This is a genomic window from Bacillus swezeyi (assembly GCF_001969815.1).
GTDB classification, from domain to species: Bacteria; Bacillota; Bacilli; order Bacillales; family Bacillaceae; genus Bacillus; species Bacillus swezeyi.
On record NZ_MRBK01000001.1, the window covers coordinates 189,868 to 213,314 of the forward strand.

At 44.6% G+C, this 23,447-nt stretch carries 24 protein-coding genes and 1 pseudogene; 17 read left to right on the top strand and 8 right to left on the bottom strand.

Annotation, left to right across the window (positions count from 1 at the left end; genetic code table 11):
* Positions 1 to 10 precede the first annotated feature (10 nt).
* Together BTA30_RS00955 and BTA30_RS00960 are read left to right on the top strand one after the other, a co-directional pair.
* Positions 11 to 1,633, top strand: a complete 1,623-nt coding sequence (locus BTA30_RS00955; protein ID WP_076758150.1) for an L-lactate permease — start codon at positions 11 to 13, stop codon at positions 1,631 to 1,633.
* A 126-nt stretch (positions 1,634 to 1,759) separates the two neighbouring features.
* Positions 1,760 to 2,398 carry a LysE family translocator gene (locus BTA30_RS00960; RefSeq protein ID WP_076758352.1) on the top strand — a complete coding sequence of 213 codons (639 nt, stop codon included), beginning with the start codon at positions 1,760 to 1,762 and terminating at the stop codon, positions 2,396 to 2,398.
* 7 nt (positions 2,399 to 2,405) lie between these two features.
* Here the strand turns inward: BTA30_RS00960 and BTA30_RS00965 are convergent, their stop codons facing one another.
* Positions 2,406 to 3,737 carry an amino acid permease gene (locus BTA30_RS00965; protein WP_076758152.1) on the bottom strand — a complete coding sequence of 444 codons (1,332 nt, stop codon included), beginning with the start codon at positions 3,735 to 3,737 and terminating at the stop codon, positions 2,406 to 2,408.
* A gap of 173 nt (positions 3,738 to 3,910) precedes the next feature.
* On the opposite strand from BTA30_RS00965, the gene nadE reads away from it, so the two are divergent.
* The 8 genes from nadE (at position 3,911) to BTA30_RS01000 (ending at position 12,901) form a co-directional block, all read left to right on the top strand.
* On the top strand, positions 3,911 to 4,729 hold the full coding sequence (gene nadE / locus BTA30_RS00970; RefSeq protein ID WP_076758155.1) for an NAD(+) synthase: 819 nt from the start codon (positions 3,911 to 3,913) through the stop codon (positions 4,727 to 4,729).
* A gap of 137 nt (positions 4,730 to 4,866) precedes the next feature.
* Positions 4,867 to 5,424 carry a shikimate kinase gene (locus BTA30_RS00975; RefSeq protein ID WP_076758157.1) on the top strand — a complete coding sequence of 186 codons (558 nt, stop codon included), beginning with the start codon at positions 4,867 to 4,869 and terminating at the stop codon, positions 5,422 to 5,424.
* Between the two features lie 147 nt (positions 5,425 to 5,571).
* Entirely contained in the window at positions 5,572 to 5,718 is a 147-nt protein-coding gene (locus BTA30_RS23140; RefSeq protein WP_158027591.1) for a hypothetical protein, read from the top strand.
* 569 nt (positions 5,719 to 6,287) lie between these two features.
* On the top strand, positions 6,288 to 7,058 hold the full coding sequence (locus BTA30_RS00980) for a nucleotidyltransferase domain-containing protein (RefSeq protein ID WP_076758159.1): 771 nt from the start codon (positions 6,288 to 6,290) through the stop codon (positions 7,056 to 7,058).
* 381 nt (positions 7,059 to 7,439) lie between these two features.
* Entirely contained in the window at positions 7,440 to 8,351 is a 912-nt protein-coding gene (locus BTA30_RS00985) for a proline dehydrogenase family protein (protein ID WP_192855973.1), read from the top strand.
* A gap of 23 nt (positions 8,352 to 8,374) precedes the next feature.
* Positions 8,375 to 9,925: an L-glutamate gamma-semialdehyde dehydrogenase gene (pruA, locus tag BTA30_RS00990; RefSeq protein WP_076758163.1), complete on the top strand. Its 1,551-nt coding sequence runs from the start codon at positions 8,375 to 8,377 to the stop codon at positions 9,923 to 9,925.
* 119 nt (positions 9,926 to 10,044) lie between these two features.
* The gene (gene putP / locus BTA30_RS00995; RefSeq protein WP_076758165.1) at positions 10,045 to 11,493 is read left to right on the top strand and encodes a sodium/proline symporter PutP; all 1,449 of its coding nucleotides are present in this window, start codon (positions 10,045 to 10,047) and stop codon (positions 11,491 to 11,493) included.
* Between the two features lie 163 nt (positions 11,494 to 11,656).
* Complete coding sequence (locus BTA30_RS01000) at positions 11,657 to 12,901, top strand: PucR family transcriptional regulator (RefSeq protein WP_076758167.1); 1,245 nt, start codon at positions 11,657 to 11,659, stop codon at positions 12,899 to 12,901.
* A gap of 82 nt (positions 12,902 to 12,983) precedes the next feature.
* Here BTA30_RS01000 and BTA30_RS01005 read toward each other — a convergent pair whose 3' ends face one another.
* The 3 genes from BTA30_RS01005 to BTA30_RS01015 form a co-directional block, all read right to left on the bottom strand.
* Positions 12,984 to 13,829: a TIGR03943 family putative permease subunit gene (locus BTA30_RS01005; protein WP_076758169.1), complete on the bottom strand. Its 846-nt coding sequence runs from the start codon at positions 13,827 to 13,829 to the stop codon at positions 12,984 to 12,986.
* A gap of 4 nt (positions 13,830 to 13,833) precedes the next feature.
* Positions 13,834 to 14,721 carry a permease gene (locus BTA30_RS01010; protein ID WP_076758171.1) on the bottom strand — a complete coding sequence of 296 codons (888 nt, stop codon included), beginning with the start codon at positions 14,719 to 14,721 and terminating at the stop codon, positions 13,834 to 13,836.
* Between the two features lie 184 nt (positions 14,722 to 14,905).
* Complete coding sequence (locus BTA30_RS01015) at positions 14,906 to 15,529, bottom strand: flavin reductase family protein (RefSeq protein WP_076758173.1); 624 nt, start codon at positions 15,527 to 15,529, stop codon at positions 14,906 to 14,908.
* A gap of 108 nt (positions 15,530 to 15,637) precedes the next feature.
* Here BTA30_RS01015 and BTA30_RS01020 point away from each other — a divergent pair, with 108 nt between their 5' ends.
* From BTA30_RS01020 to BTA30_RS01030, 3 genes are all read left to right on the top strand, one after another.
* Positions 15,638 to 16,594, top strand: a complete 957-nt coding sequence (locus tag BTA30_RS01020; protein WP_076758175.1) for an acetylxylan esterase — start codon at positions 15,638 to 15,640, stop codon at positions 16,592 to 16,594.
* Between the two features lie 96 nt (positions 16,595 to 16,690).
* Entirely contained in the window at positions 16,691 to 17,113 is a 423-nt protein-coding gene (locus tag BTA30_RS01025; protein WP_076758177.1) for a MarR family winged helix-turn-helix transcriptional regulator, read from the top strand.
* Positions 17,104 to 17,445 carry a DUF3147 family protein gene (locus BTA30_RS01030; RefSeq protein ID WP_076758179.1) on the top strand — a complete coding sequence of 114 codons (342 nt, stop codon included), beginning with the start codon at positions 17,104 to 17,106 and terminating at the stop codon, positions 17,443 to 17,445. Before BTA30_RS01025 ends, BTA30_RS01030 begins: the two co-directional genes overlap by 10 nt.
* On the opposite strand, the gene BTA30_RS22940 is transcribed toward BTA30_RS01030, so the two are convergent.
* The 3 genes from BTA30_RS22940 to BTA30_RS01040 all read right to left on the bottom strand — a co-directional run bounded on the left by BTA30_RS22940 (position 17,404) and on the right by BTA30_RS01040 (position 19,357).
* Positions 17,404 to 17,685: a hypothetical protein gene (locus tag BTA30_RS22940; RefSeq protein WP_076797444.1), complete on the bottom strand. Its 282-nt coding sequence runs from the start codon at positions 17,683 to 17,685 to the stop codon at positions 17,404 to 17,406. The genes BTA30_RS01030 and BTA30_RS22940 overlap by 42 nt on opposite strands.
* 116 nt (positions 17,686 to 17,801) lie before the next feature.
* Complete coding sequence (locus tag BTA30_RS01035; protein WP_076758181.1) at positions 17,802 to 18,485, bottom strand: amino acid ABC transporter permease; 684 nt, start codon at positions 18,483 to 18,485, stop codon at positions 17,802 to 17,804.
* Positions 18,486 to 18,496: 11 nt separating this feature from the next.
* Positions 18,497 to 19,357 carry a transporter substrate-binding domain-containing protein gene (locus BTA30_RS01040; RefSeq protein WP_076758354.1) on the bottom strand — a complete coding sequence of 287 codons (861 nt, stop codon included), beginning with the start codon at positions 19,355 to 19,357 and terminating at the stop codon, positions 18,497 to 18,499.
* A gap of 210 nt (positions 19,358 to 19,567) precedes the next feature.
* On the opposite strand from BTA30_RS01040, the gene BTA30_RS01045 reads away from it, so the two are divergent.
* The 4 genes and pseudogenes from BTA30_RS01045 (at position 19,568) to BTA30_RS01060 (ending at position 22,992) form a co-directional block, all read left to right on the top strand.
* Complete coding sequence (locus tag BTA30_RS01045) at positions 19,568 to 20,119, top strand: NAD(P)H-dependent oxidoreductase (RefSeq protein WP_076758356.1); 552 nt, start codon at positions 19,568 to 19,570, stop codon at positions 20,117 to 20,119.
* Positions 20,116 to 20,662: pseudogene (locus BTA30_RS22455) on the top strand (ABC transporter ATP-binding protein); the annotation flags it as partial. The gene BTA30_RS01045 and the pseudogene BTA30_RS22455, both read left to right, overlap by 4 nt.
* A 97-nt stretch (positions 20,663 to 20,759) precedes the next feature.
* Positions 20,760 to 21,485 (top strand): AAA family ATPase, encoded by a 726-nt coding sequence (locus BTA30_RS01055; protein WP_076758184.1) that lies wholly within the window; start codon positions 20,760 to 20,762, stop codon positions 21,483 to 21,485.
* Between the two features lie 70 nt (positions 21,486 to 21,555).
* Positions 21,556 to 22,992 (top strand): glycoside hydrolase family 1 protein, encoded by a 1,437-nt coding sequence (locus BTA30_RS01060; protein ID WP_076758186.1) that lies wholly within the window; start codon positions 21,556 to 21,558, stop codon positions 22,990 to 22,992.
* A 39-nt stretch (positions 22,993 to 23,031) separates the two neighbouring features.
* On the opposite strand, the gene BTA30_RS01065 is transcribed toward BTA30_RS01060, so the two are convergent.
* The gene (locus BTA30_RS01065) at positions 23,032 to 23,430 is read right to left on the bottom strand and encodes a competence protein ComJ (protein WP_076758188.1); all 399 of its coding nucleotides are present in this window, start codon (positions 23,428 to 23,430) and stop codon (positions 23,032 to 23,034) included.
* Between the last annotated feature and the right edge of the window lie 17 nt (positions 23,431 to 23,447).

A 23,447-nucleotide genomic window follows, 5' to 3' on the forward strand; every position in this document is an offset into this window, starting at 1 on the left:
GATGATGACAATGTGGCAGCAGATATACGATCCGTTTGGGAATGAATTTATTAGTGCTTTTGTCGCCATTCTGCCGATTCTTTTCTTTCTGCTTGCGCTGACCGTATTGAAAATGAAGGGAATTATTGCCGCCTTTTTAACGCTTGCGGTCAGCTTTCTCGTATCCGTGTTCTTTTTTCACATGCCGGCCGCTAAAGCTGTCTCCGCTGTTTTTCTGGGGATAGCAAACGGTCTGTGGCCGATCGGATATATTGTGCTGATGGCTGTATGGCTCTATAAAATATCTGTTAAAACAGGGAAGTTTAAAGTGATCAGAGCGAGCATTGCCGGTATTTCGTCCGATCAGCGGCTTCAGCTGCTGCTTATCGGTTTCAGTTTTAACGCCTTTTTGGAAGGTGCGGCTGGTTTCGGAGTGCCGATAGCGATCAGTGCCGTTCTGCTTGTCGAGCTTGGTTTTAAACCGTTGAAAGCGGCGTCCCTCTGTTTAATCGCAAATGCGGCTTCCGGCGCTTTTGGAGCGATTGGTATTCCTGTTATTACAGGGGCGCAAATGGGAGGTTTGACACCGCTTGAACTTTCCAGGACATTGGCCTGGATGCTTCCGGTCATCGCCTTTGCCGTTCCTTTCCTGCTCGTTTTCATTTTGGACGGGTTCAAAGGAATAAGAGAAACGCTGCCGGCCCTTCTAGTCTTGAGCGGAAGCTATACGGCCGTCCAGGCATTTACAATGATTGCTCTTGGGCCGGAGCTTGCCGACATTTTAGCTGCTTTAATCAGCATGGGCGCTTTGGCGCTGTTCCTCAGAAAATGGCAGCCGCGCCATATATACAGGGAAGCGGGTAATGAACAGGAGTCGGCTGAGAGATACAGTGCAGCAGACATCATCAAAGCCTGGTCGCCGTTTTATATCTTGACAGGCGTGATTGCCCTATGGAGCCTGCCGGCTTTTAAAGGGCTCTTTCAGGAAGGCGGTTTGCTTCAGAAAACAACGATCTTATACAAAATCCCTTTCCTTCATCAGGAAGTGTTGAAAACACCGCCGATTTCTCCTGAAGCGGCACCGCTTGATGCCGTGCTGAAACTGGATTTGGTTTCAGCAACGGGAACGGCCATTCTGCTCGCCGCGATCGTCACGATTCTGCTGAGCCGAAACATCAATTTCCGCGGCGGCATCTCCTGTTTGAAGGAAACGGGCCGGGAATTATGGATTCCCATTCTCACCATTTGCTTCGTCATGGGCTTTGCCAACTTGGCAAACTATGCAGGACTTAGTTCTTCCATCGGCTTGGCGCTTGCAAAAGCCGGCGATATCTTTCCGTTCTTCAGCCCCGTATTGGGCTGGATCGGCGTATTCATAACCGGTTCTGTTGTCAGCAACAACGCGTTGTTCGGCCATTTGCAGGCAGTCACCGGAGCCCAAATCGGGACAAGTTCCGCATTGCTGCTCGCCGCGAATACCGCGGGCGGCGTAATGGCCAAGCTGATCTCGCCGCAGTCGATTGCGATAGCAACAGCCGCCGTTCAAGAGACGGGACAAGAATCAAAATTATTCAGTCAAACCGTCAAATACAGTCTCATCCTGCTTCTTATCATATGTATTTGGACGTTTGTCCTCTCCAAACTTGGAATATAAAGAAAAAGCCTTTTTCTCTAACGGGAAAAGGCTTTTTTGCTGAAGCTGTCTTCTAACAGGTTGTTCTATCCGGGCCCCTTTTTGAATACATTTGTACAAGTTATCGCGAAGGGGGAACGCGGTGTGTTGAACATTTTTCTCAGCTATGTCTTTTTGGGTCTGTCTTTGGCCGCACCGGTCGGTCCGGTGAATGCGGCGCAGATTGACAGAGGAATGAAAGGCGGTTTTTTCCACGCCTGGCTTTTTGGACTCGGCGCTGTTACGGCTGATGTCTTGTATATGGCGCTGATTTATTTTGGGGTCGCTCAGTTTCTGACGGCGCCATTTTTAAAAACGTTTTTATGGCTGTTTGGTTTTTTTGTTTTAACCTATACAGGAATCGAGAGTCTGGTCAAGGCAAAGAAAGTATCGCTCATGAGAGAGGATAAAGGTAAGGAGGCGTACCGTAAATCTTTCTTCTCCGGCCTGGTGATCTCGCTTTCAAACCCTCTCAGCATCATGTTTTGGCTCGGCATTTACGGCAGCATCCTGGCGAAGACGATTGAAGCCTATGAATCCTATCAGCTCCTGATATGCAGTTCAGGCATCTTAATCGGCCTTTTTTTGTGGGATTTGGCGATGTCTTTTCTGGCCGGGACATTCAGAACGTTTTTAAGTCCGAGAATGATTCAGGCGACGACATGGATCGCGGGGCTCACATTAATCGTTTTCGGCTGTTATTTCGGTTACCAAGGAGTTCATGAACTGATGCAGCCAGCGGACTGACAAAGGATCATGGCTCCTTTTGTTCTTGCTGAGCAGCCCATTTCTTTTTCATCAGCAGCGTCACAAGTGCGATAATGGCGAGAAACAGCAGGCTGACAAAAAAGCCCGGTCTGCTGTTTTTTTCAAATAACGTACCGGAAACGGCAAATAAAATCAAAACAAGCGCCGTTGTGATTTGAATATTTCCTTTTAGCTTCGGTTTCGTCAGTTTTTTGCTTGAGAATAAGATAAACATCCAATTGTAAAGGAGCATCAGACTGGCAGCGGTTGTCATGTGTTCGTAAAGCGCTTTCGGAAGCAGAAGCGATAAAATGATGGAGACAGCAAGAACGAGTACTGTCAGTCCCAGTGCCGGCCATGACACTTTTGCTTTTTCTTTTTTGGCAAAACACGCCGGTGCATCACCGTTTTTCGCCATTGTTCCCATCAATGTTGTGACAGCAAACAAGGAGGCGGTCAAGGTAGAAAACCCGGCGATGATGAAAATCCCGTTGAAAATGTCCATGATCAAATCAAGATGAAAATCTTTTAATGAAGTAATAAACGGGCTGTTTTGTTCAGTAAATGCCCCATGAGGAACGAGCAGCATGGCCAGACCGATCGACACGACGTAAAATGCAGCAAGTGTTATCAGCATCAGGCTGCCCGATTTCGCGGAGTCTTTCGGATCTTTTAAATGAATCGCCATCAACCCCATGACTTCAATTCCGCCATAGGCGTAAAACGTATAGATTAATCCCGTCCATAATCCCATGAAGCCGAAAGGGAACAGCTCCTGAATCCGGTCGGGAACCTGCGCATCGGGAGTTTTCCCGGGGAGAACGCCGCATAATGCCAGAATTGCGATAATGATAAACATCACAATGGCCGCCGTTTTCAGGACCGCCAATATGTTTTCTGTTTTTTCAAAGCTGCTGCGGCCGGTGAAAATCACGATCAACCCGAGAATGGCATAAATCGATGCAAACACCCACAGCGGGGTCTGGTCAAACCAATGGCGCGTAAACAGTGAGATCGCGGTCAATTGGCTTCCGATAATCAGCATTTCAGATGACCAGTAGACCCAGCCGTTGCTAAAACCGGCCCAGTTCCCAAACGCTTCCCTTGCATAGGAACAAAAAGACCCCTCAACAGGGTGGTCGGCTGTCAGCTTTGCCAGTTGCTGAAAGACGAGAAAAGTTCCGAGGGCAGCAAGAAGAAAGGCGGCTAAAACTGAAAAGCCGCTTTTTTTTATGGCAATGCTTGATCCTAGAAAAAACCCTGTTCCTATCGTGCAGCCGATACCGATTAATGACAGCTGCCACCATTTTAAATCTCCTTTTTTCGCTTGTCGCTTCATAATTTCAACCCCTCTGATGTCATCGTTATTTTGCCAGCGGGCTCTCATTTTTATGCGTATCTGCAGTCTGAAAGCGGCATGGGACGTGCGTTGATATTCACTTCAAAACGAAACATATGCTATAGTTAATACATAGTAAGAAACGGTTCATCAGGCATAAGGAGGAAATGAAGATGTCTTTGCAGGAAAAAATCATCAATGAACTGAATGTAAAGCCTTCTATCGATCCAAAACAGGAAATAGAAAAGCGGGTCGGCTTTTTAAAAAGCTATTTGAAAAAAACCGGAGCTAAAGGCTTTGTTTTAGGGATAAGCGGAGGACAGGATTCTTCACTTGCGGGCAGGCTTGCTCAGCTGGCTGTGGAAGAATTGAGAGCTGAAGGGGTTCAGGCTGAATTTACGGCGGTCCGTCTGCCGCACGGCGTTCAGCAGGATGAGGATGATGCCCAGCTGGCGCTGACGTTTATTCAGCCGGACAAGTCGCTTGCCTTTGACATTGCGTCAACGGTCAGCGCTTTTGTTTCGCAATTTAAGTCTGTTACAGGAGAAACGCTTGCCGATTTTCATAAAGGCAATGTGAAAGCACGGGTGCGGATGATTGCACAATACGCAATAGGCGGACAGCATCAGTTATTGGTAATCGGAACCGATCATGCGGCAGAAGCTGTTACAGGCTTTTTCACCAAGTATGGAGACGGAGGCGCCGATCTTTTGCCGCTGACAGGGCTGACAAAACGCCAAGGCCGCAGCCTGCTTGAGGAGCTCGGCGCGCCTGAGCGGCTTTATACGAAATCACCGACAGCCGATTTGCTTGATGAAAAACCTCAGCAGGCTGATGAAACAGAGCTCGGCTTGACGTATGAAAACATCGACGATTACCTTGAAGGAAAAGCCGTCTCCAGCGAGGTGGCCGAGGCGATCGAAAAACGCTATAGGGTGTCTGAGCACAAACGCCAAGTGCCTGCTTCAATGTTTGATGATTGGTGGAAATAGATGAAGGAAAGAGGCTGTTTTAGACTCAGCCTCTTTTGTATTTTTGTCCTGTCTACTTCTATATCATTAAAATTAGATTTATCATATACTAAATATAATTGTTGATTCCTTTATACAAGGAGGAGTAAAGCCTAGAGATGAATGCCAAAAGAGCCATTCCTGTGAGAGAAAAGAATATCGTGCTGATCGGATTTATGGGTGTCGGCAAAACGACGATCGGCAAGCTGGTGGCAGAAAAACTGTACCGCGACTTTATTGATATTGATCAAGAAATTGAAAGAGATTTTCAGATGAGCATTCCCGAGATGTTTACACAAAAAGGGGAAGCGTTTTTCCGGAAGACGGAAAAAGAATATATTGTTCATATGTGTGAACATACGAAGGGCAAAATCGTCTCTCTCGGAGGCGGCTCTTTTCAGCAGGAGGAGATCAGAAAGAAATGCCTTGAACACTGCTTCGTCATTTTCCTTGATTTAACATGGGAGAATTGGAAAGAGCGGATCGATTTGCTGCTTGAAAACAGACCGATTCTTCACAACCGCTCAATTGAACAAGTGAAACAGCTGTTCAATGAAAGAAAGAGCATCTATGCCCTCCACCATTTAAGAGTTGAAACAGACAATCTTTCCGCCGAAGAAGTCGCCGACTGCATTGTGGACGCGCTGAACCCGGGCGGAGAGCTTTATCAGTCTTAAACAAACGTTTGATTAACCCCCTCTAAACAATTGAAAAAACGTTTTTTGATGAAGTTAGCGCAGCTTGGTCTGAGTGATGTAAATGAGATATTGAACGAATCAATACCGGTTGCACCATTGTTAAAAGCGATATAGAGGCGCTGAAGAATGCGTCTGAATAATGTGGAAGACAATGATCATCTGGTCATTGTCTTTTTTATGAAGACGCGATCTGCCCGATTGAACTTGTATAAGAAAGGCGGCTGTTTTATGCCGCAATATGTGCCGTTAATGGTTCCCATTTCACTTGGCTGAGGTTTAGAGAGCCGGCACTTTTACTGGATGTTTCAGCTCTGAACGGGCATTTAAGCTGATACACTTTTCCGGGTGCTTTTGGATGTGGCCCGTATAGACGCCTTGTGCTCCAAGCTTGATCGGAAAGCCAGAAGATTGGCTGATCCGCCCGTCCGGCAGCGCCGATCTTCTGGCCTTGTTTGAAGGATTGTCCTTTTGATACAGTATAAGAGCTCAGGTGAGCATCATCAGTTTTCCAGCCGCTATGCGGTTCTCTGCTGCAGAGATTGCTGATCCATTTTTCGCCCCGCCGGAAAGGATTTCATCAGGCAGTATTGGCCGGGTTGTGATTTGTACGTGTTTGGTTTGAGGGCATTTAGCCGCCTCTGGGCGGATCATCACTGAGCATTACTGCCAAAGACAGCGAAGCAGCAAGCTTTTTTATGACGTTTACTCTGCTTGTGATAGCTGATGAGGCCATACAATTCATAGATTCAACAAGATAAATGCATGGTAAGAAATGTCGCTTACTCTTGGCTATGACCTTATAATGGTTTAATAGAAAACACAGACTGGCGGTGCATCTCAACATGAAACAGCGTATTCGGCAAGAGCTGAAAAATATCGAATCAACATATAATGTGAAAATCCTTTATGCAGTGGAATCCGGGAGCAGGGCTTGGGGATTTCCGTCACAGGACAGTGATTATGACGTCCGATTTATTTATGTTCATCAAAAGGATTGGTACCTGTCAATTGACGCAAAGCGCGATGTCATCGAACTGCCGATTCATGACTTGCTGGATATCAGCGGATGGGAATTGACAAAGGCTTTACGGCTGTTCCGTAAATCAAATCCCCCGCTGCTTGAATGGCTCTCTTCAGGAATGGTCTATGATGAAGCTTTTTCTTTGGCAGAAAAAATGAGGCAGCTTAAGTTTCGGGCTTTTTCACCAGCCGCTTGCATGCATCATTATTTAAACATGGCTTCGGGAAACTTTCGCCACTACCTGCAGCGGGAGCAGGTAAAGATTAAAACATATTTTTACGTTCTCCGGCCGATTCTTGCATGCCAGTGGATTGAAAGCCGGCATACGGTTCCGCCCATTGAGTTTCAAACGCTGCTTGAGGCGCTTCTTGATGAGGGACCGCTAAAAACTGAAATTCATCATTTGCTTGAGCTGAAAAAGATGGGAGAGGAGTTTCATCTTGAGCCGCAAAATCCTTTGCTTCACGAGTTTATCGCCAACGAACTTGAGCGGCTGCAGCCGGCGGCAAAGGCAATTAAAACCAATCAGGCAGATTTGACGCCAGAGCTTGACAGACTGTTTAGAGAAACGCTAGACGAGGTTTGGGCATAACATGATATTCCCTTTAAGAATTCTTAAAGGGTTTTTTCTTTGCATTCTTGGGGAAAGGGTTTAGTATAACAGAAAGCGTTTTCAATTTTGTTTTTCTTAAATAGGAAAATACTGCTTTAGAACAGCAAAAAAAGCTCAAGGCATTCGAAAACGCATCCTATTCTTTACCGAAGTTTCCTCCTAATTCTATAGTCGTATACCTTTCAATGTTTTAGGCCAAAAGTTTCTAATAAAATACCAGCAGATGTAAAACGTTGTGGGAAAAACACAAAAATCGTCAGCTTTTTTGTTTTTTCGAAATATTGTGAATCAACCCTTGGCTCTTATAGAATTAAGAATATAAAGAAATATTTCATGAGATGGCGGGGTGTGATAATGGAAGTGATAACAAGAGACTTTTTTCTATTCTTATCTAAAAGCAGCATCCTGAATCGCCTAGCGAGAAATTGGGGGAGTTCTGTAGCGACTGGAAAAATTATCGGAGGAAAAGATTTTGAAGCTTCAATTCCGATTATCAGAAAGCTTAATGAGCAAGGGTTGACTGTTACTGTTGATCATTTAGGCGAATTTGTTGACAGCAAAGAAGTCGCAAGAGAACGCACACAGGAATGCATTCGGGCCATTCAATTGATTGCACAGGAACAGCTTGAGTCACATGTTTCCTTGAAGATGACGTCATTGGGGCTCGATATTGACCTTGATCTTGTAAGGGATAACATGAACAGCATTTTGGAATGTGCTGAACAGCATCAAGTAATGGTAACGATTGACATGGAGGATGAAGTGCGCTGTCAAAAGACGCTTGACTTGTTTAAGGAGTTCAGGCAGAGATATGAATATGTCAGCACCGTTCTCCAGGCTTATCTATACAGAACTGAACAGGATTTGGAGGAGCTAAATCAGTATGATCCGTTTTTCCGTCTTGTGAAGGGAGCTTATAAGGAATCGCCAAACGTGGCGTTTCCGGACAAAAAAGATGTGGATGAGAATTATAAAAAGCTCATTAAAAAGCAGCTGCTGAGCGGCCATTACACAGCCATCGCAACTCATGACGACAAGATGATTGATTTCACAAAAGAAATTGCGGATCAGCATCAAATCGGCAAAGACCGTTTCGAATTTCAAATGCTGTACGGCATGCGCAACAAAACCCAGCTGGAATTAGCGAAAGAGGGCTATAATATGCGCGTCTATCTTCCTTACGGAGATGACTGGTACGGATACTTTATGAGACGGCTTGCCGAGCGGCCTGCCAATATTGCATTTGCATTAAAAGGCATGACCAAAAAATAAAACGATAAAAAGGGGAGATTAGAATGACAACACCTTACAAACACGAACCATTTACAAATTTCGGGATCGAAGAAAACAGGACAGCATTTCAAAAGGCGTTGGAAACGGTAAATAATGAATGGCTGGGTCAATCCTATCCTCTTGTTATCGATGGAGAAAGATTCGAAACAGAAGACAAGATTGTGTCGATCAACCCTGCAAACAAAGAAGAAGTCGTAGGCACAGTATCAAAAGCGACCCAGGATCATGCTGAAAAGGCTATCCAAGCGGCAGCGAATGCGTTTGAAACATGGAGATATACTGATCCTGAAGAAAGAGCGGCTGTTTTATTCCGTGCGGCAGCTAAAGTTCGCCGCCAAAAACATGAATTTTCGGCGCTTTTAGTCAAGGAAGCCGGGAAACCATGGAATGAAGCGGATGCAGATACGGCAGAAGCAATCGACTTTATGGAATATTATGCACGGCAAATGATTGAGCTTGCAAAAGGAAAGCCTATCAACAGCCGTGAGGGCGAACGAAATCAATATGTGTATACACCTACTGGGGTAACGGTTGTTATTCCGCCATGGAACTTCCTGTTTGCCATTATGGCGGGTACAACAGTAGCCCCGATCGTTACGGGAAACACGGTTGTTCTGAAGCCGGCCAGCGCAGCGGCAGTCATTGCGGCAAAGTTTGTTGAAATTCTCGAAGAAAGCGGTCTTCCAAAAGGGGTCGTCAATTTTGTCCCTGGAAGCGGCGCTGAAGTCGGAGACTACCTTGTGGATCATCCGAAAACAAGCATCATCACATTCACAGGCTCAAGAGAAGTCGGAACGCGCATTTTTGAGCGGGCAGCGAAAGTTCAGCCTGGCCAGATGCACTTAAAACAGGTCATCGCGGAAATGGGCGGAAAAGATACGGTTGTCGTTGATGAAGACTGTGATGTTGAATTGGCTGCGCAATCCATTTTCGCATCTGCATTTGGCTTTGCCGGTCAAAAATGTTCTGCAGGTTCACGTGCTGTCGTTCATGAAAAAGTGTATGACCAAGTTTTGAAGCGCGTCATTGAAATTACAGAATCCAAGAAAGTCGGAGAGCCTGTCAGCTCGGACGTTTATATGGGCCCTGTCATTGATCAGGCTTCCTTCAACAAGATCATGGACTATATCGAAATCGGAAAACAGGAAGGTCGATTGGTCAGCGGAGGAAAAGGCGATGATTCAAAAGGCTATTTCATCGATCCGACGATCTTTGCTGATTTAGATCCAAATGCGCGATTGATGCAGGAGGAAATTTTCGGACCGGTCGTTGCCTTTTCAAAAGTAAGCAGCTTTGATGAGGCTTTGGAAGTGGCCAACAACACTGAATACGGATTGACAGGCGCGGTCATCACCAAAAACCGCGATTATATCAACAGAGCAAAACAAGAATTCCATGTAGGGAATCTGTATTTCAACCGCAACTGTACAGGTGCGATCGTCGGCTACCATCCGTTCGGCGGATTTAAAATGTCTGGAACGGATTCCAAAGCTGGTGGACCGGATTATCTGGCTCTCCACATGCAGGCGAAAACGATCAGCGAAATGTTCTAAAAAAGGGGTCAAACGGGGGTGAAGGCAGCCTTTTTAGGCTGCCTTCAAAAAAAGAAAAATTAATCTAAAAATTTAGATAAAACGGCATCCTGGGGGGGATTCTTATTCAGAACGTACAATTGGTCATTTCGATCGTCATTTATATGATTGGTATGCTTTTTATCGGGTATTACGCATATAAACGGACAGCGAATCTTTCGGATTATATGCTTGGCGGACGGACACTCGGTCCCGCGGTTACAGCGCTTAGCGCAGGTGCATCAGATATGAGCGGCTGGCTGCTGATGGGTCTTCCGGGAGCGATGTTTGCCACAGGCTTGAGCGGTTCATGGATCGTCATCGGGCTTGTACTCGGCGCATGGGCAAACTGGCTTTTTGTAGCGCCCCGTTTAAGAACCTACACTGAAGTAGCGGGCAATTCGATTACAATTCCGGCATTTTTGGAAAACCGCTTTCATGACAAATCAAGGATTCTCCGAATTTTTTCAGGACTCATCATTATTACCTTTTTTACATTTTATGTATCATCGGGCATGGTCTCCGGCGGCGTGCTGTTTAACAGCATGTTTGATTTGGATTACCATACAGGCCTCTGGGTTATCTCAGGCGTTGTCGTGGCCTACACGCTTTTTGGCGGCTTTTTGGCAGTCAGTTGGACTGATTTTGTCCAAGGCATCATTATGTTCGTCGCCTTAATCCTTGTGCCAATCGTGACGGTGATTCAGACGGGAGGGCCTTCTGAAGCCTTTACGGAAATTCGTTCAATCGATCCGAACCTTCTCAATATCTTTAAAGGAACGAGCGTCCTCAGCATCATCTCCTTATTTGCATGGGGTCTCGGCTACTTTGGACAGCCTCATATTATCGTGCGATTTATGGCTATATCCTCAGTGAAAGAAACAAAAAAAGCCCGCCGGATCGGCATGGGATGGATGATTTTCTCGAGTGCAGGCGCATTGCTGACCGGATTAATCGGACTTGCGTATTATTCAAAAAATGGGCTTCAACTGGATGATCCGGAAACCATTTTTATTCAATTGGGCAATATCCTGTTTCATCCGCTGATCACAGGGTTTTTGATTTCAGCCATCTTAGCGGCTGTTATGAGTACGATATCCTCTCAATTGCTTGTCACTTCAAGCTCTTTAACGGAAGACTTATATAAAACACTATTCAAACGCTCTGCTTCTGACAAAGAACTCGTCTTTATCGGCCGGCTTTCTGTACTAGCTGTTTCTATTATCGGGCTTTGTCTCGCATGGACAAAAAACAACACAATATTGGGACTTGTCAGTTACGCTTGGGCGGGTTTCGGCGCTTCATTCGGTCCCGTGATCATTTTGAGCCTATATTGGAAGAGGATGACAAAATGGGGAGCGCTTGCAGGTATGGTTGCCGGGGCACTTACCGTTATCATTTGGGCTGAAGCCGGGCTTTCCGATGTGCTGTACGAAATCATTCCAGGCTTTGCAGCAAGCTTATTGTTTGTATTTGTCGTCAGTCTGCTGACTTCAAAACCGAATCAGCAGGTTGTGGAGGAATTTGATGAATATAAAAAAGTGATTTGATGATGATGGAGATGGAGTGAACCATTCTCCGTCTCTCTTTTTATAGGACGCCTCTGTCTCAACCGGCAGGGGCCGTCCTGAATTTCTAAAAAGTCCGATATAAGTCTATACAAGATTGTAAAGGAGAAGTATGATTAAGTTAAAAACGAGTAGGAGAAAGGATATGGAAGAGCTATTAGAACAAGTTGTTTCTCTTTCAAACATTAACGAGATCATTGATTTTATCAGCGATGAGTTGAAAAAACCGGTCATTCTGGAAAGCGCAGATTTTTTCTTATTGGCTTATAACTCCTATTATATTAACCATTTTGATGCAGCAAACCAGCAAACGATTTTTTCCAAAAAATGTCCGCTGTCGATTTTTGAAAAATTTGTCGAGGAAGGTATCATTGATCAACTCAAAACAATTCCGACTCCTTTTCGGGTAAATCAAATTGAAGAAATCGGTCTAAACCAGCGGGTCGTCGTCAGCGCCAAACATAAAGATGAAGTCATGGGCTATATTTGGATACAGGAGATTGAAGACAATCTGTCTGATGAAGAACTTGATTTCTTATATAAAGCTTCCTTTCATGTCGGAAAAATCATTTACAAGAAAAAGCAACTTAAGCAAGAGAAAGATGAAGAGGCGGAAGAGCTTTATAAAAAAGCGATAAACGACCAGTTTCAGACGGAGAAAGAGCTGAAAGCCGCCGCTGATAAGGCCGGTGTTGTTCTGCCTGCCGTGTATACCGTCATGGTGCTTCAAGTCGTTGACGGGGAGGATGAACTGCTCGATGATCTGAAGGAGACGATCAGATCGTATTTAAATCTGAAAGACAACATCAGCCATGTCCTAGAGGATCATTCCAACATCGCCATCATTGTCGGCAGTGTGTCGCGCAAGCGTTCTGCTATGGCTGCGGCCTCGGAGTTAATCAACCGGCTTTTAACCCATCTGCGCTCACAAATGCTGCCCCTCATCTTTATCGGGGTCGGCAATGAATACAGCAGCCTGCTGTCGCTCGGCAAAAGCTACAGGGAGGCGCTGCAAGTGACAAAAGCAGCGGAAATCACGGGAAGCCAGGAACACATTCCTTATGAATACCAAAAGCTCGGCCTTTTCAGATATCTTGACCAAATCGCCGCAAAAAACGACCATCTGCAATATGTGAACCCAGCTCTGCTGCTGCTGAAAGAAAAAGATAAAGAAAGCCACACCGAATTCTTAAGAACCCTTGAGATTTATCTTGTGAATAACTGTAAAGTCAAACCATCCGCAGAGCAGCTGTTTATCCACCAAAATACACTAAACTACCGAATTAAACAGATATTGGATATGACATCGATCGATCTGAACGATTTTAATACAAGGTGTCAGTTATTTATCGATTTGATGCTGATGAAAAAAGGCGGCTATAAATCGTAAAAGCTATGTAAACCAGAACACCCGGTAGCCGGGGTTCTGTTCCCCTTGTCTAAAAAAGAGCCGGTACATGATGCACCGGCCTTTAATATGTTCTATACACATAAGGATCTTTTGGTTCTTTTATCTTTGACCAATCTTTCACTTTCAGAACCGGGATCGTAGATTTGAACGGCTGATAATATTCCGATGACAGCGTTCCTTTTACATGAAGCCACTGATCGTCTTTTATATCCATATCTTTCGGGAATTCGACCAGCATGCCGTAGACCCCAGAGTCGGCGATACAATGAATGATTCCGAAGCGGAGCACGAAAAGCTGTCTGTCATTAATCGATTCTCCTTTAAAAGCAAAACCGTTGAATTCAATCGTTCTGTCAAGAAACTCCCCTGGATAATTATAAATGGTTTCCATGCCTTTCAAATAATCGTCATCTTTCAAAGGGATCTGCTTTTTTCCTTCATAGTCCTTCATCGCTTTCTCCATCAGTTCATCATAGCCTTCCTGGCCATAATAGACGCTTGTATCGGGACGAAGATACTGGGTTTGAGCATAGTGATCAGGCTGCTCGATCGCTTTAAAAGAAAAGCCCTTCGATTTGACGATATTTGAATCAAGCGTTGCAGCCGGAAGAAAAAGCCCGGTGCATAAAGGGAATAGAAACACCAAATAAATCAGCATTCTTTTGAGAAAAGGCTTATTTTTCTCATGATCGTGATCATGTCCGCAACCGCAGTCATGACCGCATTCTTTCCCGTCCGTGCCTCTCATATAAATATAAAATTGCACCGCCGTCAGAATGGCCAGCAGAAAAATTGCAATATAGGAAAGATAAGCGTATTTCATATTAATATATTTCGTTAAATTCCCGGAAGCATGAAGATGAAAAAAGAAGAACGTAAAAAACATCAAAATGAATGTGCGAAACATGATCTCACCCCTTTACCAAAAGTGATCCGGCCAAGACGATGACAGCGATATAGGCGATCAAAACGAACACAAAACGTTTTCTGAAGATGCCGAGCATCATCAGCAGATTTTTGATATCCACCATTGCTCCAAAAACGAGAAATGCGATAAGAGAGCCAAGAGAAAACGTACTGCTGAAAGAAGACGCGATAAAGGCATCAACCTCTGAGCAAAGAGATAAAACAAATGACAGCCCCATCATGACGAGTGAAGAAGATACGTCATTCTGGCCGATAGCCAAAAGGGTCGATGTTTTAATATACGTCTGCATGGCCGCTGCGACAAATGCTCCGATGATCAAGTATTTTCCCACTGAGAAAAACTCATCAACCGCATGGCGAAGCGTTCCGCCAAGCTTTTTCAAAAAGGACTGATGAGCATGTCCGTGGTGGTGATGCCCGTGTGATTCGCCCTCAAGCAGCTGATTTCCTTTAAATTGAAATGAGATGATCATTCCCGCGATAAGAGAAACTGCAATCGCCAAGCCGCCGCGGTAAAGCACGACATCCCATTTGTTTCCGAAAGCGATAAACGTTGAAAATAAAACAATCGGATTGATGATCGGAGCCGTCAGCATAAATGCCACAGCCGCATGCAGCGGCACTCCTTTTAAAAGCAGGCGCCGGGCAATCGGTACGATCCCGCATTCACAGGCCGGGAACAACACACCGGCAAATGTTCCGGACAAAACAGCGAGGAATCGGTTCTTCGGAATAATCTTCGCCATCATTTCTTCCGTCACAAACATCTGAATCAAACCTGATATAAAAACTCCGATTAAAACGAACGGAATTGCTTCTATTAATATACTGATAAAGATTGAATTGAGCTGCAGAAAGGATTGTGAAGCCACAAAAAAACCTCCGCAATAGCATTTTTTAGTTCCAATCTAGCATTATATCATAAAAGAATTGATTTTAATAAGAAGGACTAATTTCATATATGTGGAAAGAACTCATCGAATGTAAGCTGGGGGCGGAGAGGCGCGCCAAAAGTGAGCAGCCGCGGATAGGTCTGTCTATCCGCATGCATCATGATCAAGTTGGGCGTATAAGGGTGAACGTCTCACCCCATTTGGCATAATCGTTTCCCGCAAGTCTTGCGATGGGACGCAGCGCGTCTGTCCGGATGTATCCCTTTTCAGCGTCATATACTTCATCTGCTAAATGAAAGCACACAATCCGTCCGATCAGCAAGTCATTGACAGTTTCTGCTTGATCATTTTGAAATGTCAAATGCCGTTCCAGCTTACATTCGAAACGGACCCGGGCTTCCCGAATACCGGGAACTGAAACTTGATCGCTTTCAATTGTTGTGAGGTCGGTCAGGTCTAGCTCGCTTTGATGGGCAGGAAGAGCTGCTGCCGTCTGATTCATATCTTCAGCTATATTCTCATCGACGATATGAACAACGAATTCCTTCGATTCAGCGGCATTGCGGGCTGTGTCTTTCATTTCACCATCCTGGGTTCTCCCGACAGAAATGGATAGGAGCGGAGGATCGGCGCTGATCACATTGAAAAAGCTGAACGGTGCTGCATTGACTACTCCATTGACAGTCGAGGCTGTTGTCACGAACGCGATCGGTCTTGGGACGACAGCCCCTGACATCAGTTTATAAGTCTCTTTCACGGTTAAATTCCTTGGGAAAAGAGTGAACATACTAAAGCCTCCTTCTTTTTGAACACATGATAACACGAAAGAAATAAATTCACATTTCTGGTATGATAAAAATATTCAAACAACTAAATGAAAAGGGGACGAAATAGCATGCAGCAGCCTTATGATTTGCCGCTGGAACAACTATATACATATAAACCTGAACGGACGGCCCATGGGGATTTTAAAGATTTCTGGAATGAAGCGCTCGCTGAACTTTCTGAAGAAAAAGCGGAGCCTCATCTCGAGCCGCATGATTATCCAGCCGATGGCGTAAAAGTCTTTTGGCTTACATACCGCAGCATCGGGGGAGCGCGCATTAAAGGCTGGTATGCAGTTCCTGACCGGAAAGGACCGCATCCTGCCATTATCAAACACCACGGCTATAATGCCAGCTACGACGGGGATATTCATGACATTGTCAATTGGGCCTTGCACGGCTACGCGGCATTTGGAATGCTCGTCCGCGGACAGAACAGCAGTGAAGACACAAGCGTCTCTCCTCATGGACATGTGCCGGGCTGGATGACAAAAGGGATACTTGATCCGAAAACATATTATTACAGAGGTGTGTACCTTGATGCAGTAAGAGCGGTCGAGGTTGTCAGCGGATTCGCCGAAGTTGATGAAAAACGAATCGGCGTGATCGGTGCAAGCCAGGGCGGCGGACTGGCTATCGCAGTTTCCGCATTGTCCGACATCCCAAAAGCGTCCGTTTCTGAATTCCCATATTTGAGCAACTTTCAGAGAGCCATCGATACGGCGATAGATCAGCCTTACCTTGAAATCAACTCATTTTTCAGAAAGAACAGCAGCCCGGACATTGAACAGACAGCGCTGAACACCCTGACTTATTTCGACATTATGAACCTTGCTGAATCAGTAAAAGCACCCGTTCTTATGTCGATCGGTTTGGTGGACACCATCACACCGCCATCAACCGTATTTGCAGCATACAATCATTTGAACACAGACAAAGATATTAAAGTGTACCGCTATTTCGGACATGAATATATTCCGGCATTCCAAACCGAAAAGCTTGCCTTTTTGAAAAAGTACTTAAAATAAATGTGAAGAACATCCGGTCAGGCTGCCGGGTGTTTTTTTATGTCTTGATTAAAGAATATATCGTATTGTAAGATATAAATAGAGAGGGTGAGTGTAATGGATTTTGAAGAGTTGATTCAAGAGATTAATCAAGACTGGACAGACATTTATTACAATTTGCACTATAAGCATGACGACAACCTTTCGCATCATGCTGTTCGATTGCTGCAGCATATTGAAAAAAATCAATATGTCACTATCGGCGGTTTAGCCGAGCTGCTAGATGTGTCCCACAATACCGCATCAGAGCATGTAAAACGGCTGATTCAAAAGAATTTTGTTCAGAAAAAAAGGGACAGCAAAGATGAACGAAAGGTTTATGTGACACTATCGGCTGAAGGTAAAGCGGCAGTAAATCAGCATACCCGGCTTGATCCAAAAAAACTGGAAAAGGTGCTGCAGCAATTAAATGAGGATGAAATCAAAACGGTTAAAACCACATTTTCTATGTTAAGCAGGGAGGTAAAGTCATGTTTTTGATGATCAAAATCGCAGTTTCTGCTGTTTTGATCGGAATTGTAACCGAAATCGCAAGAAAGTCCCCCGAGGCTGGAGGAATCATTGCTGCTCTGCCCCTCGTCAGTCTGCTCAGTTTGTTTTGGCTAAGCATACAAGGGGAGTCTCCAAAACATTTAAGCCAATTTGCGGCAGGGGTGTTATGGGGTTTTCCCGCAACTGCATTTCTCCTTTTTATTGTGGTGATCAGTTTAAAGGCGTCATTTCCGATGGTGCTGTCTTTTATTTTTGGAGTATGCGGATGGGGTGGCTTTTTACTGCTGCAAAAGGCCGTAATCCGTACGATCTTCGGCTGAAGTTTTAATGTCTTCCTGAATGGTCTTATATTTCCATAGAGCCGGCTCGATGCTGCTTGCCTGCAAGTCGAACGAAACGATATGTCTGCCTGCAGGAACATGCTGCAGCCTGACGGTGGGATGAATGGGCGGGGGCGGTTCATTTCCTTCAAAGACGACAGAGATGCGGATGCGGTTTTCATCATGGTTTTTATTACAGTAGATGTATATACTTTGGTGATGTCGGTTTGATTGCTTCATTTGTTTGATTCAATGATCTAAAGGCTTTCGGTGCGGAAACGGGCGATCGAATCGTATGGATATACCGACTCCATCTCATAGCATAAAAAGCCGCCGGCAAATCCGGCAGCCTTATGCTATTTTTTAATATATACGTCAGTCCGCTTTTCCAAGTAATCTTGGAGCAAAGCGACAGCCGAGCAAATGCCCCAGTAAATCATGGCAACTAAAATATACATCGTCATATAGTCGAACTCTCGTCCGCCTACGATTTTTGCCTGCTGAAATAACTCCGGCACCGTAATCATAGCGGCGAGGGAGGAAGCTTTTATGAGGTCGAGCATAACGTTTGTCAGTGGCGGCAGAGCGATTCTCATTGATTGAGGAACGATGACATGCAGCATCGTCTGCCGATAGGAAAAACCGATCGACTTTGCTGCATCCCACTGGCCTCTGTCTACCGAAGATAAAGCCGAACGAATAATTTCGGCAATGTAAGCGGCGCTGTTGATGCTGAAGCCAATTATCGCAGCGGACAGCGCCGTAAATTGAATCCCGATATAAGGGAGACCGAAATATAAAATAAATAAAATGACCAAAATCGGAACGCCTCTCATAAATGAGATGTAAACCCTTGCCGGCCATCGGAGCAAAGCAAATTTGGACATCCGGCCGAGCGCAATGAAAAAGCCGATCATCAGTCCGGCAAACATGCTCGCAAAGGAGATCAAAAGCGTATTCCAGATGCCCTGCATCACATAAGGGAATGATTTAGCAGCTAATTCTGCATTGAAAATATACTCCCATTGAATAGAGCCCACTTCGAATCCCTCTATTTGTTCTGATCGACGTCAGCAAAGTCGATATCCTGTTTTTTTGAAACATCGGCATCACCAAAGAATGTTTTGGAAATCTTCTTGATTGTACCGTCTTTCAGCATATCCTTGATGGCTTGGTCGAATTGTTTTTTCAGCTCTGTGCTGTCTTTTTTGATGATCATGCCTTGCTGGTGCGGATAATATTTAAGATCCGGGTGAATCGTCAGATCAAGGTCAGGCATTGCGGCGAGCGCTAGTTTTTGTAAATAATAGTCGTTTAAAATGACGTCGGTTCTTCCGTTAGCCACATCTTTTAAATACTGTTCATTCGTGGCATTATCATAAATCACCTCTTCAGCTCCGTACTGACGGGCGATATCCATATAAACCGTCGTTGCGGCGCCTGCAGCTTTCTTTCCTTTTAGGTCTTTCAGCGTATGAATGCCTGATAAATCTTTCTTGCGGACGATTGCCGTACCATATGAATATTTATAAGGCGTTGTGAACAAAAATTTCTTTTTGCGGTCATCTGTCATTGTGATGTCGTTGGCCGCTGCGTCAACCTGGCCGCTGCCTATTGCCGTAAGCATGCCGTCAAAGCCCATCTCTTTAAATTCGACATCCAAATCAAGCCGTTTAGCCGCTTCGCGTATGACTTCAACCTCATAGCCAGTCAGCTTGTCCTTGCCTGATTCAGTATCATGATATGAAGTGGGATAAAGTGTTCCTGAAGTCGCAACAACGATTTTTCCCTTTTCTTTTATATCATCCCAGGCTGTATTTTTATTTTCAGCCTCTTTTTGAGTGGTGCTGCATGCAGCGGTTATAAAAGCAAACGCCATCACTGTTATCAGTAAAGTGAAAGGCTTATACATACGAAATATTTTCACTGAAACAATCCTCCTATTCCTTTAGTCAAGTAAACCATAGCATTGAAGCAGACAATAGGCAATAAGTTAATTTGTATTGGAATAAAATAAAAATTTATTAATTTGAAGCAGGTGAATGCACCCTGCTTTACTTTTGAAAGTGAAAGGCGGATCATAAAAATCAGGTAATATAAACAAATAAGGAGGATCTGAATGATGAAAAATATCTTAATCATTAACGGACACGAAGCATATCCGCATGCGAGAGGCCGGCTGAATCATACCATCTTTTCAGCGATGGCAGATAAGCTGGACGAAAAATATAATATTAAAAAAACGGTTGTCGCAGATGGCTATGAGATCACGGAAGAACACGAAAAATTCAAGTGGGCGGATGCCGTCATTTATCAGACGCCGATTTACTGGTTCAGCCTGCCGGCATTATTTAAAAAATATATTGATGAAATATATGAATACGGCCTTTTTTATCAAGGGGCAGAAGATTATGGCCGCGGCGGTCTGTTTACGGATAAAAAGTACATGTTTTCGACAACATGGAATGCGCCTCAGGACGTATTCTCCAAAGAGGGAACTTTTTTTGAAGGGAAAAGTCTGGACGAAGCCTTGTTCCACCTTCACAAAATGCAGGAATTCGTCGGTATGAAACCTTTAAAAACTTTTTCTGTGCATGACGTCATCAGCAATCCGAATGTTGATCAATACATTAAAGATCTTGATGTACATTTAAAAGAAGTATTTTCAATTTAAACCGGCTGCCTCAGGCGCCGAAAGGCCTGACGATTGAAGAGCTTTGCTATTTCGGAAGACATCCCCATAAAAAGCTGCTGTCAAATTATACAAAGGAAGATCATGAAATGGTTGGCCTGGTGCAACTGGTATGACGGGATTGCGCAGCCTGACGCTTGATGCTCTTTCAGGCGGACAAAGGCAGAGGGCCTGGATTTCGATGTCATTAGCTCAGGGACGGACATGCTTTTGCTTGATGAACCTACTCCCTTTCTAGGTATAGCCGTCAAATAGAAGGACTGGAGCTGTTAAAGCAGCTGGATCAGGAGCACGGCCGTACGATTGTTATGTACTGCACGATTTAAATCGAGCTTCCCAATACGCTAATCAGCATTGGATGGCAAAGTATACAGTGCAGGAGCGCGTGAAGAAGTATTTACGCCGAATCTGTTCCGCGGCGTTTCGGGCTTGAGTGCTATTATGAAAAGCCCTGTGGACCAAAAGCCGATGTGTCTGCCGACAGGGCTGTGCGGAAGGGCGCTGGCAAAAACAACATCATATTGAAGAATGAAGGTTTGAGCCGCTGGCACAAGCCTCTTTTTTCGTTTTTAATCAAAAGGTCATGTTACAGTTAAGATAAAAACTAAACAGGTGATGTCATATGTTTTTGAAAAAACTGACTGTGCTTCATGAAAAAGTCCTTTCTTACTCAAAATATCCTTTTTCAATTCCTGCGCTTAAATCTTTAAGAGAGCTGGCGTTTCAGAAAGATGTCACTTTTTTTGTGGGCGAAAACGGCTCCGGGAAATCGACACTGCTTGAAGCGATCGCTGATAAGTGCGAATTTAACACGGCCGGCGGGGGAAGGAATAATACGTATGAAGTACATGCATCCGCTTCTGCCTTTGGGGACTTTATCAGACTTTCCTGGCTTCCTAAAGTCACAAATGGCTTTTTTCTGCGGGCCGAATCCTTCTATCATTTTGCCTCTCATATTGATGAAATGGACAACAACGGCTTTATCAATTACGGAGGCAGGTCTCTTCACGAGCAGTCACACGGCGAATCTTTTTTGTCGCTTTTCAAGCACCGTTTTAAAGGAAAGGGCATCTACCTTCTTGATGAGCCTGAAGCAGCTTTATCTCCGGCAAGACAGCTGGCTTTCTTAAAAATCCTCCATGATCTGACCAGGAATAAACAAGCTCAGTTCATCATCGCCTCGCATTCTCCGATTTTATTGGGATATCCGGAAGCTCAAATCTTCAGCTTTGACGGTGAAAACATTGCTGAAGTCAGCTATGAAGATACCGATCATTACAGTTTGACAAAGTATTTCCTGGAGCATCGTGAAAGGCTTCTTGCTGAACTGTTTTCAGAAGATGTTTGATGTGAAACGCGTTTCATAGGATATGATAAGGATCAAACCGGATCAAAATACGATATAGGAGTGGAACAATATGATTCATCAACAGTTACGGCCATTTCCGGATCATTTCTTGTGGGGATCGGCTTCAGCGGCCTATCAAATAGAAGGGGCCTGGGATGAGAACGGAAAAGGCGCATCGGTTTGGGACGTATTCACAAAAATTCCCGGGAAGACGTTTAAAGGCAGCAACGGAGATATTGCAGTCGATCACTATCACCGCTTTAAAGAAGACGTCGCTTTGATGGCTGAGATAGGATTAAAAGCATACCGCTTTTCAGTAAGCTGGCCGCGAATTTTTCCAAAAGGCAGAGGAGAGGTCAATGAAGCGGGCTTAAAATTTTACGACGATTTGATAAATGAGCTGCTCGCTCATCATATTGAGCCTGTTTTAACGCTATATCATTGGGATCTTCCCCAAGCTTTAATGGAGGAGTATGGCGGATTTGAGTCCAGACAGATTATTGAAGATTTCAATACCTATTGTATAACGCTCTACAAACGTTTTGGAGACAGGGTGAAATATTGGGTATCCCTTAATGAACAGAATTACAACTTGAACCATGCGTTTATTACAGCTATGCATCCTCCGGGAGTAAAGGACAGAAAACGTTTTTATGAAGCAAACCATATTGCGTTTTTAGCCAATGCCAAGGCAATCGATTCGTTTCGCCAATATGTTCCCGACGGAAAAATAGGGCCAAGCTTTGCTTATTCCCCTGCATATCCGTTGTCAAGCCGTCCGGATGATATTCTTGCTTTCGAAAATGCCGAGGAATTTACGAATAATTGGTGGCTAGATATATATTGCTGGGGAACATATCCGAGTATTCCATTTCAGTATCTGAAGGAAAAAGGATGGGCGCCGACGGTACAAGATGGGGATATGGAGCTTTTGGCAAAAGGGAAACCTGATTTTGTCGGGGTCAATTATTATCAGACCATCACATATGAAATGAACCCTCTTGACGGCGTATCAGAAGGGAAAATGAACACGACCGGCCAAAAGGGAAGCAATCAGGAAACCGGAATGCCAGGGTTATATAAAACAAAAAAGAACCCTCATCTGGAAACATCGAATTGGGACTGGGCCATTGATCCGATCGGGTTGAGGATCGGTCTGCGCAGGATCTCCAGCCGCTATCATCTTCCTGTCTTTATAACGGAAAACGGTTTGGGGGAATTTGATAAGGTTGAAAAAGACGGTGAGATTCATGATGAATACAGAATTGCTTATTTGCGTGCACATCTTAAACAATGCAGACAGGCAGTTCATGACGGTGTCGATTTAATCGGCTACTGCAGCTGGTCCTTTACGGATTTATTGAGCTGGCTCAACGGCTATCAAAAAAGATACGGATTCGTCTATGTCAATCGTGATGAAGAACATCTAAAAGATTTAAGAAGAATAAAAAAGGATAGCTTTTATTGGTATCAAAATGTGATCAAAACAAACGGTGAGGAGCTTTAACATGAAGGCGCTGTGCAATTCAGCGCCTTCATCAATTGCTCAGTCATTCCTAAAGTCGAGAATGTAGGTGATGGCTTGCGAATGAACTTGATCAGGCATAACTGTATAGCATGTCAGCTGATAGGATCCTTGCGGAATATCGCACGTCAGCTTTTTTGATAGGACGCTGGTAATCTCGATTCCGCCTTCAAGCACTTCGAAAGAAACGGATATTTGCCTTTCAAAGGATTCCACCGGCTCAGGGCAGTTTAAACGGACTTGCACTAAAGATGTTGTGTTTTCGGCTGCTTCAAACGAAACCGCATCCTCTAGAGCTGTATAGCCTCTTTTAATATCTTCGTCTGTCCAATCCATTACAGGCGGTTTGCCGCCTTTTTGATAAACGGTAAACTGATGGTATGACATCGTCATTTCCTGGGGTCCCCATGTTTTCCTCAAAGGCCGTTCCTCCAATT